The organism is Terriglobus sp. TAA 43 (genome assembly GCF_000800015.1).
GTDB lineage: Bacteria > Acidobacteriota > Terriglobia > Terriglobales > Acidobacteriaceae > Terriglobus.
This window is the reverse complement of sequence record NZ_JUGR01000001.1, coordinates 2,149,316-2,163,827: the sequence shown is the minus strand read 5'-3', so window position 1 is coordinate 2,163,827 and position 14,512 is coordinate 2,149,316. Positions and strand designations below refer to the sequence as shown.

The window sequence follows — 14,512 nt, the reverse complement described above, 5'->3', positions numbered from 1 at the left end:
ACTACCACTCCTGCTTTGCAAAGCAGTAGACTTCCGGCATGCGTATTCCCTCCGTACTTTTAGCCTGCTCGCTTGCCGTTTCCGCTGTTGCTCAGAAGCCTTCTACTGCGCCTCCCTCTGTTGCTGAGGCGAAGGCGTTTCTGGATCGTGCGAATGCTGCATTGTTGAAAGCCGCGACCGATGGCAGCCATGCGGAGTGGCTGGCGGAGACGTACATCAATGAAGACAGTGAAGCGACGACGGCTCTGCTGAATGAGCAGGGTTCGAAGCTGTCGCTGGATTTGATTGAAGAGAGTCATCGCTTTGACAAGCTGACGCTGCCAGCGGAGATGCGTCGGCAGATGATGCTGTTGCAGGTGGGGGCGCCTGCTGCGCCGCATGATCCGAAGTTGCTGGCGGAGGAGACGCGGCTGGCAGCGTCGCTGACGGGTGCGTATGGCAAGGGTAGGTACTGCCCTCCAAAGCCAGAGATTCCACAGAACTCCCCATCGATATTGAAGGCTCTATTCAACTGCATGAGCGTGGACGATGTGGATACGTTCATGGCGCAGTCGCGTGATGCGGCAGAGCTAACCCGCGTGTGGGTGGGGTGGCATAGTGTGGGGGCTCCTATGCGTAAGGATTACGAGCGCTTCATTGAGTTGCAGAACATTGGCGCGAAAGAGCAGGGCTACAAGGACACGGGCGACCTGTGGCGTGCGGGCTATGACATGACTCCTGCGCAGTTTTCTGCGGAGGTGAATCGAGCGTGGGCCCAGCTTGAGCCGCTGTATCGCGAGCTACATACTTACGTTCGCCACCGGTTGATTGCGAAGTATGGTGTTGCGGCGGATCGTAAGGATGGCATGATCCCCGCGCAGTTGCTGGGGAATACGTGGGCGCAGGAGTGGGGCAATATCTATGACATTGTTTCGCCCACCGATCCGAAGCTGGCGCAGTTCAAGCCGGTAAATCTTGAGCAAGCGCTGAAGAAGCAGATCGAAGCTAACGATAAGGTTGGCCTCAAACCGAATACAAACGGCACCATCTACTTTGGCGCTGACTGCGAAAATGGTGTAAGTACAAGGGGTGCCCACACGGGCCCCTGCTTCAAGCCTGGTTCCGACGAGTTGCAGGCATCTCGTCTTGCCGCAGCGAAGGACATGGTGAAGTATGGCGAGAGCTTCTTTACTTCACTTGGATTCATGCCGTTGCCAAAGACGTTCTGGGAGCGGTCGCAGTTTGTTCATCCGCGCGATCGAGATGTGGTGTGTCATGCGAGTGCGTGGGACGTGGATCAGGTGGATGATCTGCGCGTGAAGATGTGCATTGAGGTGAATGATGATTACTTCACCACGGTGCATCATGAGCTGGGACATAACTTCTATCAGCGTGCGTATAACCAGCAGCCGATGATCTTTCGCAGTGGTGCGAACGATGGCTTTCATGAGGCCATTGGCGATGCCATTGCTTTGAGCATTACGCCGTCGTACCTGAAGCAGATTGGATTGACGGACAGTGAGCCGCCTGCGGAAGCGGATATTCCGCTGCAGCTTCGTACGGCGTTGGATAAGATTGCGTTTCTGCCGTTTGCGTTGGCGCTGGATACATGGCGTTGGCAGGTGTTCAGCGGCGAGATCAAGCCTGCGGACTACAACAAGGCTTGGTGGCAGTTGCGCGAGAAGTATCAGGGCGTGGCACCGCCAGTGAATCGGAGTGAAGCGGACTTTGATCCAGGTGCGAAGATGCACGTTCCATCAAACGTTCCGTATGTGCGTTACTTCCTGGCGCGGATTTATCAGTTCCAGTTCTACAAGGCGATGTGTGATGCCAGTGGATACAAGGGGCCTTTGAATCGCTGCTCGTTCTATGGATCGAAGGCCGCGGGCGATAAGCTGAATGCGATGTTGATGGCAGGCCAGTCGCAGCCGTGGCAGCAGACGTTGAAGACGATGACGGGCAGCGATCATCTGGATGCGGGGCCGATGATGGAGTACTTTGCGCCGCTGTACAACTGGCTCAAACAGCAGAACGCCGCAGCGAAGTAAGCGGTTACGTCATACGGGATGCGGACCTTTAGGCGGCGGGATGCTGCGCCATGGCAAGCATCCGTCTGCTTTTTGCTTGCGTCTGAAGTGTTTATCAGCGGATAATCCCCGGCACGGCACCTGCTGTTTTTAACCCTTGATTCCCTTTGTTTGCTTTGGGGACAGCAGGTCGCCGGGAAAGCATAGGTTGCTGTTATGAGTGGTCAGGCATGCACCATCGGAGTTGTTCTTTCCAAGCGCATCATTGCAGGTCTTCTGAAGCCGGATGGGACGCTGGATCGCATTCATTCGTACCCGGAAGATGAGTTATACGAAGACGCCCTGGTGGAGATGCCGCGCGAGCATCTGATTGCAGCGCTGTGCGACCAGGTACTTGCCGTGATCAACGCTAATCCGGATGTGCGTCTGGCGGGTATTGGGGTTGCGCTGCCCGGACTGGTGCGCCATGGCGTGGTGGAGGATTCGCCGAATCTGCCGCAGATGAAGGGCGCTCGGATTGTGGCGGAGATCTGCAATCTGTTGAAGGAGCATGGCATCGATCTTCCAGTCACTGCTGTGAACGATGCCGACGCTGTGGCGGCCGGGTTGTCGCACCAGCAAGGCAAGCTGGACAGCATGATTCGCGTATGGACGATTGGCACCGGTATTGGTTTTGGGCGCTATCCGCTGGTGGAGGGCGTCGGAGAAGGCGGCCATACGGTTGTGACGCTCGACGATCGCGAGACTTATTGCGGATGCGGTGGTCGCGGCCACATGGAAGGCATTATGGGCCACCGGGCCATGCGTCTGCGGTTTTTGGATATGGAGCCGGAGGACGTATTTGAAGCGGCGGACAAGGGCGACCAGCGCTGCATTGAATTTAAGAAGCTGTGGCATAAGGCGTTAGCCGCAGCGACAGCGAGCTCAATCCATGTGAGTGGCGCGGGCAAGTTCTATCTGACCGGGTACAACGTTCGGTTCGTGGAACTGCCGCTGCTGAATCACTATATTCAGCAGATGGTGCGGTTAAGTCCTCTGCAGGCATTCTCCGTGGAGATCCATCCGCACAACCCGGAGACGGTGGTGACCGGGGCGGCGGTGATTGGGCGTACGGCTTCGCTGGTGCCGACGGCCGCGGCGTAATCCGGCAATTGACCGCAAAGGAATAGTGCGGGATATAATCGGTGCATTGCGCGCGACCTCCCGGACGCCCCGTTTTGGTGCGTCTTCGGGAACCACGGCCACCGCGGCAAGGGCTAACGGCGACCGCTTCCACGGCGTCGGGCCTTCGACGGACCTTCAGGTGTCCCAAGGAGCTTTACCAGATCTCATGAACCGTGTCTCGAAGTTTGCGACGCTCGCCGTCGGCCTCATTACTCTTGCGTCGTCTCCCGCTGTTTTCGCACAGGCCTCGCCCGCACCGGCAGCAGCCGCGCCCGCAGTGAAGCCCGAAGCCATTCCGGCGAAGGTCGGCCTGATTGCCTTTGAACAGGCTGTCTTTGCCACCAACGAAGGTCAGCAGGCAGTTGCCGCCCTGGGCAAGAAGTACGAGCCCCAGAAGACGAAGATTCAGGGTGAGCAGACGGAAGTAGACAGCCTGCAGAAGCAGCTCCAGGCCGCCACCACCATCTCCGACGAAGATCGTCAGAGCCGCGTGCGCACCATCGACGCAAAGCAGAAGCAGCTGCAGCGCGACGGTGAGGATGCCCAGGCCGCCTACCAGAATGATCTGCAGGAAGCTTATGGCCGTCTGGCTGGCAAGGTAAATGCCGTGATGCAGAAGTACGCTTCTGACAATGGCTTCACCCTGGTGCTGGATGTGAGCGGACAGCAGAGCAATGTTCTGTGGGCTAACGAGAAGACCGACGTTACCCGCGCTGTGATCGAAGCCTACAACGCGCAGGCTGGCGTTGCTGCTCCGGCAGGCCCGGCGCCCGCAGCTGCACCGCGCTCGGCCGCACCGCGTCCGGCTGCCACCAAGCCGCCCGCAAAGTAAATCCGCGACGATCTACCAAACGGGGAGCAGAACTTCAGGTTCTGCTCCCCGTTTTCGTTTCCCGCAGGACATCTCCAAATCACCCATTGGGGGTATTCTTCCTGTGGAAAAAACTGTGGAAGACGCGCAGCCCCAAAAACCGCCTGAACGCGATTGAGTTCCGAAGACATTCGTCCCCTATCAGATTTTGCGTGTAAATAGCAGATAGTAAGATGTTTGCTGCGGGCATCCAGATTGCATCCAATCCGCGGCAAAAGTTACATTTCTGTGACTGCGGCGGACGCTTTCCACAGATCACCCACAGGCTTCCTCAGGAGTCTTCGTGCGATTTTCGCTTGCCACTTTGATTTTGATTGAGTTATTGGCGGTCCGTGGTGGACTGGCGCAGAGGCGGCCGGAGGCGTCCGTTGGGCAGCGTCTGGCGGCGGATTTGACCTGGACGCAGGCGCAGCGGGACGACCGCTTCGGACATATGGATGGCATCTTTCCTGTGCATCGAGTGGCGCGGGGGAAGGTTGTTCGGCCGCTGCCGGCTGGTAAACGGCTGCTGCCGGATTCTCAAGTCGACGATCTGATGCGTGCGGAGCATTTGGCCGGGGTGCTGGTGTTGCAGGATGGGCGCGTTCGTAATGAGCGCTATGGTCTGGGACTAACCCGCGCGGGACACTGGACCAGTTTTTCCATGACCAAGGCTGTTACCGACACGCTGGTGGGCGTGGCGTTGCGGCAGGGGAAGTTGCACTCACTGGATGACGGCGTGACTACATACCTGCCGGAGATGAAGGGCAGCGCCTATGACGGCGTGACGGTTCGGCAGTTGATGACGATGACCAGCGGCGTTCGGTGGAATGAGAATTACACGTCGACGGATGCCGACAATGTTCGGCTTTACACGACGGACGTGGCTCCCGGGAAAGACGCGACCGTGGAATACATGCGGACCCTGCCCCGTGCGTCCGCGCCTGGTACGGTGTGGCACTACAACACGGGCGAGACGGACCTGCTGGGAGTTCTTTTGCGCCGTGCGACGGGCAGGACGCTGGCCGCGCAGTTGTCCGGGGCCATCTGGAGTCACGCAGGAATGGAGCGGGACGCTACGTGGATTGCGAATGATGCTGGACCGACTGGAGAAGAGTTTGGCGGATCGGGGCTTTCGGCTTCGCTGCGTGACTTCGGGCGGTTGGGGTTGTGGGTGATGGACGGCGGCGGGTCGCAGGTGCCTGATGGCTGGTTTGCAGAGGCTACGAAGTCGCAGGTGAAGGCTGGCGGAGCCGCGTATGGCTATGGCTGGTGGCCGCAGCCTGACGGCAGCTTTGCCGCGCTGGGAATCTTTGGTCAGTCCATCCTGATCGATCCGCAGCGGAAACTGGTGGTGGTGATGCTGGGGGATTGGGACCAGGCTACGGGCAGCGAACACAGCAAAGTGCGCGCTGCCTTCTGGCATACGGTGCAGAAGGCAGCGGACGCGGGGCGCTAGCTTACCGGCAGCTTCCAGATGTCGCGGCAGTACTCGCGGATGGTGCGGTCTGAGGAGAACTTGCCGGAACGTGCTGTGTTCAGCACTGACATGCGACCCCATGCGTTTGCGTCTCGATAGGCGTCGCTTACCTGCGTGTGAACGGTGTCGTAGCTGTCGAAGTCGGCGAGCACGAAGAATGGATCCCAACTTAGAAGATTGTCGACCAGCGGAGCGAAGGTCGCGCTATCGCTGCCAAAGAAGCGGCCTGAGGAAATGCCATCTATTACTTCTTTGAGCAGAGGGCTGCGTTCGTAATAGGTGCGTGGTTGGTAGCCAGCGTGTAGCGTGTCTGCGATCTGTGGTGCTGTGAGTCCGAAGAGGAAGAAGTTTTCTTCGCCGCACTCTTTGCGGATTTCAATGTTGGCTCCGTCGAGCGTGCCGATGGTGACGGCGCCGTTCATCATCATCTTCATGCAGCCTGTGCCACTGGCCTCTTTGCCCGCGGTGGAGATCTGTTCCGAGAGATCGGCAGCGGGATAGATGTGCTGGCCGAGCGATACAGAATAGTTTGGTAAGAAAACTACCTTCATAACGTCGCGCGTGGCAGGATCATTGTTTACAAGGTCCGCTACGCTGCACACCAGCTTGATCATGAGTTTCGCCATGACGTAGCTGGGAGCGGCCTTACCACCGAAGAGATATGTGGTGGGCGTGGGATTCTTTAGCGTTCCGTCCTTGATCTGGCAGTAGAGCGAGAGGATGTGGAGTGCCTTCAGGTGTTGGCGCTTGTACTCGTGAATGCGTTTGACGTGAACGTCAAACATTGATGCGGGATCGACGTTGATGCTGAGATTCTCCGCGATGTATTTTGCGAGACTTGATTTGCAACCTTCCTGCGCCTGACGCCAGCGGGCAAGGAAGTTGTTGTCGTCTGCGAAGTGTTCCAGACCGCGCAGGCCGTAGAGATCTTTGTGCCAGCGCGTACCGATTGTTTCGTTAATGAGGTCAACCAGACCGGGATTGGTGAGCATGAGCCACCGGCGTGGTGTTACACCATTCGTCTTGTTACTGAACCTTTCGGGGAACGCTTCGTAGTAGTCGTGCAGCGTGTCCTGTTCCAGAAGTTGTGTGTGCAACTCTGCGACGCCATTGATGGCTTTGCTGCCGATGACGGCAAGTTTCGCCATCTGCACGCTGCGTTCGCCCTCTTCGCCGATGATGCTCATGCGCTGCATGCGTGCATCGTCATTGGGATAACGCTGACGCATGTCGTCGAGGAAGCGCGCGTTGATTTCGTAAATGATTTCGAGATGACGCGGCAGTAGACCGCCGAAAAGGTCAAGAGGCCAGCGCTCCAACGCTTCTGGCAACAGCGTGTGATTTGTATAGCCGAAGGTCTTTTGCGTTACGTTCCATGCGTCATCCCAGGAGAGTTTGTGGTTGTCCATGAGGAGACGCATCAGTTCCGGAATGCCGATGGAAGGATGTGTGTCGTTAAGCTGGATCGTCCACTTCTCGTGGAAGGCGGTGAGTTTGCCGCCGCGCATGCAGTGCAGGCGCAACATGTCCTGCAGTGAGCATGAGGTGAAGAAGTATTGCTGCATCAGGCGGAGGCGTTTGCCCTGGATCTGTTCGTCGGGCGGATACAGCACTTTGCTGATCGTTTCGGATTCCATCTTCTGTCGTACGGCACCCATGTAGTCGCCGCTGTTAAAGATGCTCAAGTCGAAGCTATCAACGGCCTCGGCCTTCCATAAACGCAAGCGGTTCACAGTACGCGTTTGATAGCCGGGGATGGGAGTGTCGTAGGGAATGCCCTTCACGGTGTGGTCGGGCACCCAGCGATGACGCAACAATCCTTCTTCATCGTTATAGGTTTCTGTGTGGCCGAAGAAACAAACGTCGTAGCTTGTGGACGCGCCGATCTCCCATGGATTGCCGTATTGCAACCACTTGTCGGATTTTTCTACCTGCCAGCCGTTGACGATCTCCTGACGGAAGATGCCGAATTCATAACGCAGGCCATAGCCCAGGACAGGGACGTCGAGCGTGGAGAGCGAATCCATAAAGCAGGCGGCCAGACGGCCAAGACCGCCATTGCCCAAGCCCGGCTCCGGCTCCTCTGCGGCTATGGTCGCCAGATCAAGTCCGACGTTTTTTAATGCTTCCTCCATCTGTGGTCGCAGTTCGAGGTTTAGCAGTGCATTTTCAAGGTGTGGGCCGAGGAGATATTCCGCGCTGAGGTAGCCCAGCACGCGGACGTTGTGCTGCTTGTAGCTTTCGATGGTTTCCAGCCACTGATCCATCATGCGGTCGCGCACTACGGCAGCGAGCGCATGGTACTGGTCCAGAGTGCTGCTGTTTTCCAGCGGGCGGCCCACGGTGTGGGTCATGTGGTTGCGGAAGGAGATTTCCAGATCTTTCGCAGATGTGCCCGCGCGATTTTCGTTGGGGTGCGTATCCTGCGCCTGCTGTTCGGGTTCGTGCTGCTGCGGGCGCGGCGCTTCCTGATCCTGAAAGGGCATTGGTCTGGGTCTCCTGCGAAACGTCTGTCTTATGTGGGATGCACGGAAAGCAAGAATGTCTTCGGAAAGCGTGCGCGGTGGCTCATATAAGACGTATTGTGAAAGTCATGTTGCGATATGCGATTACAGACAGACAAATGTTTCCGGGTGATGAACGTTCGCGTGAGGACGCGCTGATTACGCAGGTGGCCCGGCTGTCGAGCGAAGGCGTGGACTATGTTCAGATGCGCGAGAAGGATCTGGGAGAAGCCGCGCAGGCCGATCTGGCGCGGGCGTTGATGCAGGCGATTCGCGATGGCGGTGGTGAAACGAAGTTGCTGCTGAATGGGACGGCCGCATTGGCGCAGTGGGCCGGTGCGGATGGTGTGCATCTGTCTACGACAATGTTTTCGCAGAACCTGCAGTCACATCATGGCTTGCTGGTAAGCGCTTCCTGCCACACGATCAGTGATGTGCGTCGTGCTGCGGAGTTTGCGGACCTGATCCTGTTTGCACCGGTGTTTGAAAAACGAGTGGGCGGGGAAGTGGTGACTGAGGGCGTTGGGCTGGATGCGCTACGTGAGGCATGTGCCAATGCGGGTGATGTGCCGGTGCTGGCGCTGGGTGGCGTGACAGCGGCGAATACGCAAGCGTGTGTGGATGCTGGCGCTGCTGGTGTCGCTGGGATTCGTTTGTTCGTTTGATTAGCGATTTAGGCCAAGCGTGATCAGGTCGCTATTTTGTGTGCTTCCAGAGGGTGTATCAGGAAACATGGAGTAGATTTCGTCTTTGATATGGAAGACCTGTTCTTCCGTAACATAAGGCATGAGCAACGCGTGGCTCCAACCGTGCGATGAATACAGTCCCTGAACCACATCTTTGCCATCACCCGCCAGGAAGTGAAGTTCACCAATATTGAGACGGTCCAATTCGGTGGACCCAACTCTCGACTGAAAACGCACCGTTCGTATATTTATCTCGAGCAGTGCGTGGTCAGGATTCCATGCGGTGTAGAAGCTCCAGCCTGAGCCGATGAAGACGAGCCCAATCCAGGCGAGGTTGTGAGAGTTGAGCGCGTGCCGATGGGCTACGGCGTACCAAATCGCAGAGACGAGAAAGCCAGCGGTCACTACAAGATTTAACGGCGAGATTGACTCGACGGCTTTCACGCGCAGGAGACCCGGTAACCTCTCGTAAGACACTTGAGGTGCTCGATAACGAAACGGCACAGGCCAGTCGATTTTCATTTCTGACAAATCTTACAGAAATGAGTAGACCTACCTCCTACGACAATCTTCTCGATCGGCTTGCCGCAGTCTATGCAGGGTTCGCCGGTGCGGCTGTAGACGCGGTGTTCCAGTTGGAAGAAGCCGCGGACGCCGTCGGCATCTACGTAGTCGCTGACGGAGGAGCCGCCGAGTTTGATGGCGTGTTTTAGTACGGCTTGCAGCGATGCGTGCAGCTTATCGAGTTCGGCGCGTTTGATCTTGCCTGCCGGGCGTGTTGGCCTGATGCCTGCGCGGAAGAGGCTTTCGTCTGCGTAGATGTTGCCTACGCCGTGCAGCAGCGATTGGTTTAGCAGCGCGGCTTTGATGGCGATCTTGCGGCCTTTGAAGAGTGCGGCAAAGTCGTCGGCGGAGATGGTCAGCGGCTCTTTGCCTGGGCCTTCGTAGGTGGTTCCTTCGTCGACGATGCCCACGCGGCCGAAGCGGCGTGGATCGACGAAGCGGAGGTCGCGGCCGTCGTGTAGATGAATGTTCACGTGAGTGTGCGGGGGCACGGGAACATCGCGTTGTGAGACGAGCAGGCGGCCTGTCATGCCGAGGTGGATGGTTGCCTGTGCAGGCTTTTTGTTGCGCTGCTTTACGTCCATCACAATGGTTTTGCCTACGCGGCGGACGTGCTCGATCTTCGCTCCGGTGAGCGTTTCTTCGATGTGTGAGGGCGTGGATTTCAGCGGTTCCTTGTGGGGGCCGATGGTGACAGCATCAATACGGGCGCCCCGCACACGTTCGTTCACGCCATTGGCAACGGTTTCGACTTCCGGCAGTTCTGGCATACCAGACCATTAGACGCCAGCAGGCGCATCTTCGCTTCCGCTATGCTGGATGTGGCTTTTAAGCATTTGGGAGAAGAGAACCATGGCAGGACTGATCGAGGCCATCGACGTTAAGCGCAAGATGTATTTTGAGTTGGAAGGCGTGCCGTATCACTGCCTCGATAAGGAAATCTCCACGCCGACGGCGCGTGGTGGGCAGACGCTGGTGCGTTTGAAGATGCGTAACCTGCTGACGCGTGCGGTTTTTGATAAGACCTTCAAGGCCGACGAGAAGTTCAAGGAACCCGACCTGGAAGATGTTGAGGCGACGTTCCTCTACAGCGATAACGATGGCGGTTACTTTCTGGACCAGACCAGCTTTGAAACCCTGCAATTGAACAGCGAAATGCTGGGGGATGCGCTGGACTGGCTGCTGGAAGGCACGGCGGTTCAGATTGAGAAGTTTGAAGGAAATCCCATTGGCATCCAGTTGCCGATCCATGTGGAACTGGTTGTGAAAGAGACGGAGCCCGGCTTCAAGGGCGATACCGCTACCGGCGTTACGTACAAGCCTGCGACGCTGGAAACCGGCGCGGTGGTGCAGGTGCCCGCGTTTGTCAAAGAAGGCGACAAGATCAAGGTGGCGCCCGAGACGAAGGAGTTCGCGGGCCGCGTCTAGCGTCGCTTTCAGGAGCGTTGTTGATGGCAGATTTGCCGCAGGATGATCCGCGCATTTACTTTGCCGCGGAACGCACCTTCCTAGCGTGGATACGCACCGGGCTCGCGCTGATGGGCGTGGGCTTTGCGGTGGCACGGTTTGCTTTATTTCTGCGGCAAATGCGTGGCAATGCGCAGGTGGGGCTTTCCGTCTATGCGGGCGTCGCGGTGGTGCTGCTGGGAGTTGTGGTGCTGGTGGTGTCCATAGCGCAGCACCTGCAGCTCATCCGCCAACTGCGCGAAGGATCATGGAAGCCAGCAGTGTCACGTACGGCGATTGTCGTCGCGGCAATGCTGGCGATCATTGGAAGTGCGATTGCCGTTTATCTGCTGGTGTCGCACTGAAGCAGGCGTAGCGTTTAGAGGACTTCGTAATCCGCACGGAAGTCGTTGTTGCCAGGAAACGCGACGCCGATGGAACGAGCCACGGTGCCGTGCCGCGCCATCCGAACTGCGCGGATGCCGAGCAACAACGGAAGCGGCGCCTTACCACCCTCCCAGAGCTCGCTCATCGGGCGCATCACACCTTCGCGGTCTTTGTGGAAGGCACGCTCGTCCCAACGCTGCCATCCTGGCATGAAATCCGGATAGTCCGTGACGGCGTCGAGTGTGGAGGCCAGGATGCGGCGCTTCCAGGGCTGCGCATATTGCGGCATGAAGAGCACGTGGCTGCGACGTTCCACTCGAATCTCATGCACGAATTCGTGGAAGTTCTGCGCGTGGGTCAGGTTGATGTTGGCGTTCGGTTCCAGGCCGTGACGGTCGCCTCCGCTGATGAGCAGATGGCCGGTGGAGCGGGCCAATGCGCTGACCTGCCGGTTCTCGCTGGCATGGCGCAGGCCGTTGAGTTCGATGGCGTGCATGCAGTCGCCGACTGCGGTGAGGAATCTGCGCACCTCTGCCATGTGGACCTCGTTGCCCACGGTGTAGAGGTCCCACAGAGGGTGGTTGAAGACGAGAAGCACCTGCGGAATGGCGTGCAGATCGCGCAGGATGGATTCCACTTCGGCTTCATCGGTATTGCTGGTGGCGGCGGTCAGAAGTTCCATCCACGCGCGAGCATCGGCGGTGGGCAGGTTGTGGATGCCCAGATGGAAGCAGGTGCGTCCCCACGGTGCGGTCCATTCCACGGAGACGGGTACGGTGCGGGCGTGCGGCACCATGCGAATCTGCAGGGGAGCGTCGATGTTGTCGTGATCGCTGATGGATACCAGCGGCTTCAGATCAAGATCAGTGATCTGACGTTCTTCAAGGTCATACGCCATGAGAGGCCGTAGCGGGGGGCGCCAGTGGGCGCTTTGAAAGTCGAGCGTCAAGCCGTAGGTGTCGCGGCACTTTGCGGTGTAGTGATCAAACAGCTTTTTGACCAGCGGTAGACCTTTGCTCATGTCGTGAATGAAGGAAAGGCTTTCCTCCGACATGCTGGTATGGCTGTGAAGGGAGACACCCGTGGTGTATGCAGCGGATGCTTCCTTGTTCTTCCAGAGGCACGAGATGGTTGAGTGCGTCGCTTTCATGATGTGCTCCCACCGAGGCGCTGTCTGCCCTCAGCTTGGGCGCACTTTGCGAATGGAAGGTCACCAGAAAACGAATGCTTGCACAAAACACAGTGCAAGGGATGTAACGGCAGGATTGACGGACGATGAATACGTCTGTTTTCAAAGAGGTTGCGGCTTTGCTTTTAGTGATAACTCTCATGCGCCAGCAAGCGCAGGACAGCCTCAGCCTCTTCTCGTCCGAGGCCCAACATGATCTCAGCATTTTCTCCGGCAATTGACATTGCTTGCCGTGACGCGGCAGTCAGTAGCGTCTTGTCTTCTTTCGGCAGGGCGTGGAGGCGGGTGAGCATTTCGTCCGGGGGGAAGTCTTTGAGCTCTTCATCGAGCCGCACCAGGTGCTCTCGCATGGTCACATCTGTGAAGGCATCTGCAGAAATGCTGCGAAGCAAAAGGTTCAGTGCGTTGCCCGTGAGAATCCAGGCGTGAAAACTGCTTTCGGGGGTCTCCAAGTTAAGGCTCCTCTGGTACCGCCGCCCAGTATAAAATGAGGCAGGCGGCAGTTCGTCCCCGTTCGCCTGTCGAACGCATCCAATTGACATTGCGCGAAGTCCTCGGCGGCGCTGTTTCAGGCCGGTTTAGTGGTGTGTGCGTGTGTGTGTGGAGATTTTTTAAATGGCTATGAAAAAGACGGCAGTGGTTCTGGGCGCGCAATGGGGCGATGAGGGCAAGGGCAAGATTGTCGACGTCCTGAGCGAGCGTTACAAGGTAGTTGCGCGCTACGCGGGCGGCCACAACGCGGGCCACACGGTCATCATCGACGGCAAGAAGTTTGTACTGCACCTGATTCCTTGTGGCGTGTTGCGTGAAGGCTGCCTGGGCATCATCGGCAACGGCGTAGTGGTCGATCCGGCAGCTCTGCTGAACGAGATCAAAATGCTGAAGGCGCAGGGCCTGCCGGTGGACGGACAGTTGTTTGTATCGAACCGCGCACAGGTCATCCTGCCGTACCACCGCATGATCGAACTGGCCGCAGAGAATGCGCCGGGACGCACGAAGATTGGCACCACCTCGCGCGGCATTGGACCGGCGTACGAAGACAAGATGCACCGCAATGGTCTGCGAGTTGTGGACCTGCTGAACACTCAGCTGCTGCGCACTCACATCACGAACGCCTGCAACGAGAAGAACCAGATTGCGCATGCTCTGTTCGGTACGGAGCCGCTGAACCCAGCAAAGATTTACGAAGAGTATGCAGCGTATGCGGAGCAGATTGCGCCGTACGTTACGGACACTGCGATTTTGCTGAACAAAGCGATCAAGGACGGCGAGAGCGTGATGTTCGAAGGTGCGCAGGGCGCTCTGCTGGATATCGACCACGGCACGTATCCGTTTGTGACGTCATCCAGCGCGACGGCTGGTGGAGCGGTCATTGGAACCGGTGTGGGGCCGACGACGATCGGCACCGTGATTGGTGTCACGAAGGCGTATGTCACGCGCGTTGGCGAAGGCCCGTTCCCGACAGAAGATTTCACTGCAGTAGGCGATGAGCTGCGTGCTCGTGGCCAGGAATACGGCGCTACGACGGGACGTCCGCGTCGCTGCGGATGGCTGGATCTGCCGTTGCTGCGCTACAGCAACATGGTGAACGGTACGGAATGGCTGGTGGTGACCAAGCTGGACGTGTTGGACTCGCTGAAGGAGATTCCGGTTTGCACGCACTATCGCATTGACGGTGTGGAGACGGACGTTATCCCGGCGGATGTTCGCAGCTATGCGCACATCGAGCCCGTGTACAAGAACCTGCCCGGTTGGCAGACGTCGACGGTGGGTGCGAAGAACTTTGAGTCGCTGCCGGCGAATGCGCAGAAGTACCTGCGCTTCCTGGAAGAGAACAGCGGGGCTCGTATCGGCATGGTCAGCACTGGCCCGGATCGTAACGAGACCTTCTCTGTGCCCGAGTTTGACGTAGCAACGAATGTGGAGGCGGGACTGTGATCTCGTTTACCGTTCGCATGCGCTTTGCGCCGGAAGATCGCGCGGAAATCCGTTCCATCTTGCAGAACCTGGGAGCGGCTTCACGCCAGGAATCGGGGTGCGTCAGCTATGTAGCGCATTCTGTGGAAGCCGATCCAGACGTCATTCTGATCTACGAACAGTATCAGGATGCGGAGGCACTGGAGGCCCATCGTTCCTCGGCGCATTTTGACCAGTATGCGACGAACGGCCTCTACCGCAAGGTGCGGGAACGTACGCTGGAAACGCTCCAGGAGATCGTCTAGCCAACGCTGCGGAT

At 57.9% G+C, this 14,512-nt stretch carries 14 protein-coding genes; 9 read left to right on the top strand and 5 right to left on the bottom strand.

Translation table 11 applies throughout. The features are described 5' to 3' along the window. Positions 1–38 precede the first annotated feature (38 nt). The 4 genes from M504_RS09210 to M504_RS09195 all read left to right on the top strand — a co-directional run bounded on the left by M504_RS09210 (position 39) and on the right by M504_RS09195 (position 5,479). Entirely contained in the window at positions 39–2,027 is a 1,989-nt protein-coding gene (locus M504_RS09210) for a M2 family metallopeptidase (RefSeq protein ID WP_052200566.1), read from the top strand. A 195-nt stretch (positions 2,028–2,222) separates the two neighbouring features. Then, entirely contained in the window at positions 2,223–3,149 is a 927-nt protein-coding gene (locus M504_RS09205; RefSeq protein ID WP_047490444.1) for an ROK family protein, read from the top strand. A gap of 187 nt (positions 3,150–3,336) precedes the next feature. Further along, positions 3,337–4,002: an OmpH family outer membrane protein gene (locus tag M504_RS09200; protein WP_047490441.1), complete on the top strand. Its 666-nt coding sequence runs from the start codon at positions 3,337–3,339 to the stop codon at positions 4,000–4,002. A gap of 322 nt (positions 4,003–4,324) precedes the next feature. Beyond that, positions 4,325–5,479 (top strand): serine hydrolase, encoded by a 1,155-nt coding sequence (locus M504_RS09195; RefSeq protein ID WP_047490438.1) that lies wholly within the window; start codon positions 4,325–4,327, stop codon positions 5,477–5,479. Here the strand turns inward: M504_RS09195 and M504_RS09190 are convergent. Beyond that, on the bottom strand, positions 5,476–7,986 hold the full coding sequence (locus M504_RS09190; RefSeq protein ID WP_047490435.1) for a glycogen/starch/alpha-glucan phosphorylase: 2,511 nt from the start codon (positions 7,984–7,986) through the stop codon (positions 5,476–5,478). The genes M504_RS09195 and M504_RS09190 overlap by 4 nt on opposite strands. 107 nt (positions 7,987–8,093) lie before the next feature. Between M504_RS09190 and M504_RS21250 the strand changes: the two genes are divergently transcribed. Next, positions 8,094–8,669 (top strand): thiamine phosphate synthase, encoded by a 576-nt coding sequence (locus tag M504_RS21250; RefSeq protein ID WP_232296221.1) that lies wholly within the window; start codon positions 8,094–8,096, stop codon positions 8,667–8,669. Here M504_RS21250 and M504_RS09180 read toward each other — a convergent pair whose 3' ends face one another. After that, entirely contained in the window at positions 8,670–9,212 is a 543-nt protein-coding gene (locus M504_RS09180; RefSeq protein WP_047490432.1) for a hypothetical protein, read from the bottom strand. It abuts the gene before it with no gap. Continuing rightward, positions 9,209–10,024 (bottom strand): bifunctional DNA-formamidopyrimidine glycosylase/DNA-(apurinic or apyrimidinic site) lyase, encoded by an 816-nt coding sequence (mutM, locus tag M504_RS09175; RefSeq protein WP_047490431.1) that lies wholly within the window; start codon positions 10,022–10,024, stop codon positions 9,209–9,211. The genes M504_RS09180 and mutM overlap by 4 nt, the downstream gene beginning before the upstream one ends. A gap of 82 nt (positions 10,025–10,106) precedes the next feature. Between mutM and efp the strand changes: the two genes are divergently transcribed. Further along, complete coding sequence (efp, locus tag M504_RS09170; protein ID WP_047490429.1) at positions 10,107–10,682, top strand: elongation factor P; 576 nt, start codon at positions 10,107–10,109, stop codon at positions 10,680–10,682. Between the two features lie 23 nt (positions 10,683–10,705). Beyond that, on the top strand, positions 10,706–11,065 hold the full coding sequence (locus tag M504_RS09165; RefSeq protein WP_047490427.1) for a YidH family protein: 360 nt from the start codon (positions 10,706–10,708) through the stop codon (positions 11,063–11,065). Between the two features lie 14 nt (positions 11,066–11,079). Here the strand turns inward: M504_RS09165 and M504_RS09160 are convergent, their stop codons facing one another. Both M504_RS09160 and M504_RS09155 read right to left on the bottom strand, forming a co-directional pair. Then, positions 11,080–12,237 carry a hypothetical protein gene (locus M504_RS09160; protein WP_047490424.1) on the bottom strand — a complete coding sequence of 386 codons (1,158 nt, stop codon included), beginning with the start codon at positions 12,235–12,237 and terminating at the stop codon, positions 11,080–11,082. A gap of 164 nt (positions 12,238–12,401) precedes the next feature. Further along, positions 12,402–12,728, bottom strand: a complete 327-nt coding sequence (locus M504_RS09155) for a hypothetical protein (protein ID WP_156993650.1) — start codon at positions 12,726–12,728, stop codon at positions 12,402–12,404. Positions 12,729–12,891: 163 nt separating this feature from the next. Between M504_RS09155 and M504_RS09150 the strand changes: the two genes are divergently transcribed. Further along, complete coding sequence (locus tag M504_RS09150; RefSeq protein ID WP_047490417.1) at positions 12,892–14,214, top strand: adenylosuccinate synthase; 1,323 nt, start codon at positions 12,892–12,894, stop codon at positions 14,212–14,214. Further along, positions 14,211–14,498 carry a putative quinol monooxygenase gene (locus tag M504_RS09145; protein WP_047490413.1) on the top strand — a complete coding sequence of 96 codons (288 nt, stop codon included), beginning with the start codon at positions 14,211–14,213 and terminating at the stop codon, positions 14,496–14,498. The genes M504_RS09150 and M504_RS09145 overlap by 4 nt, the downstream gene beginning before the upstream one ends. Positions 14,499–14,512: the final 14 nt, after the last annotated feature.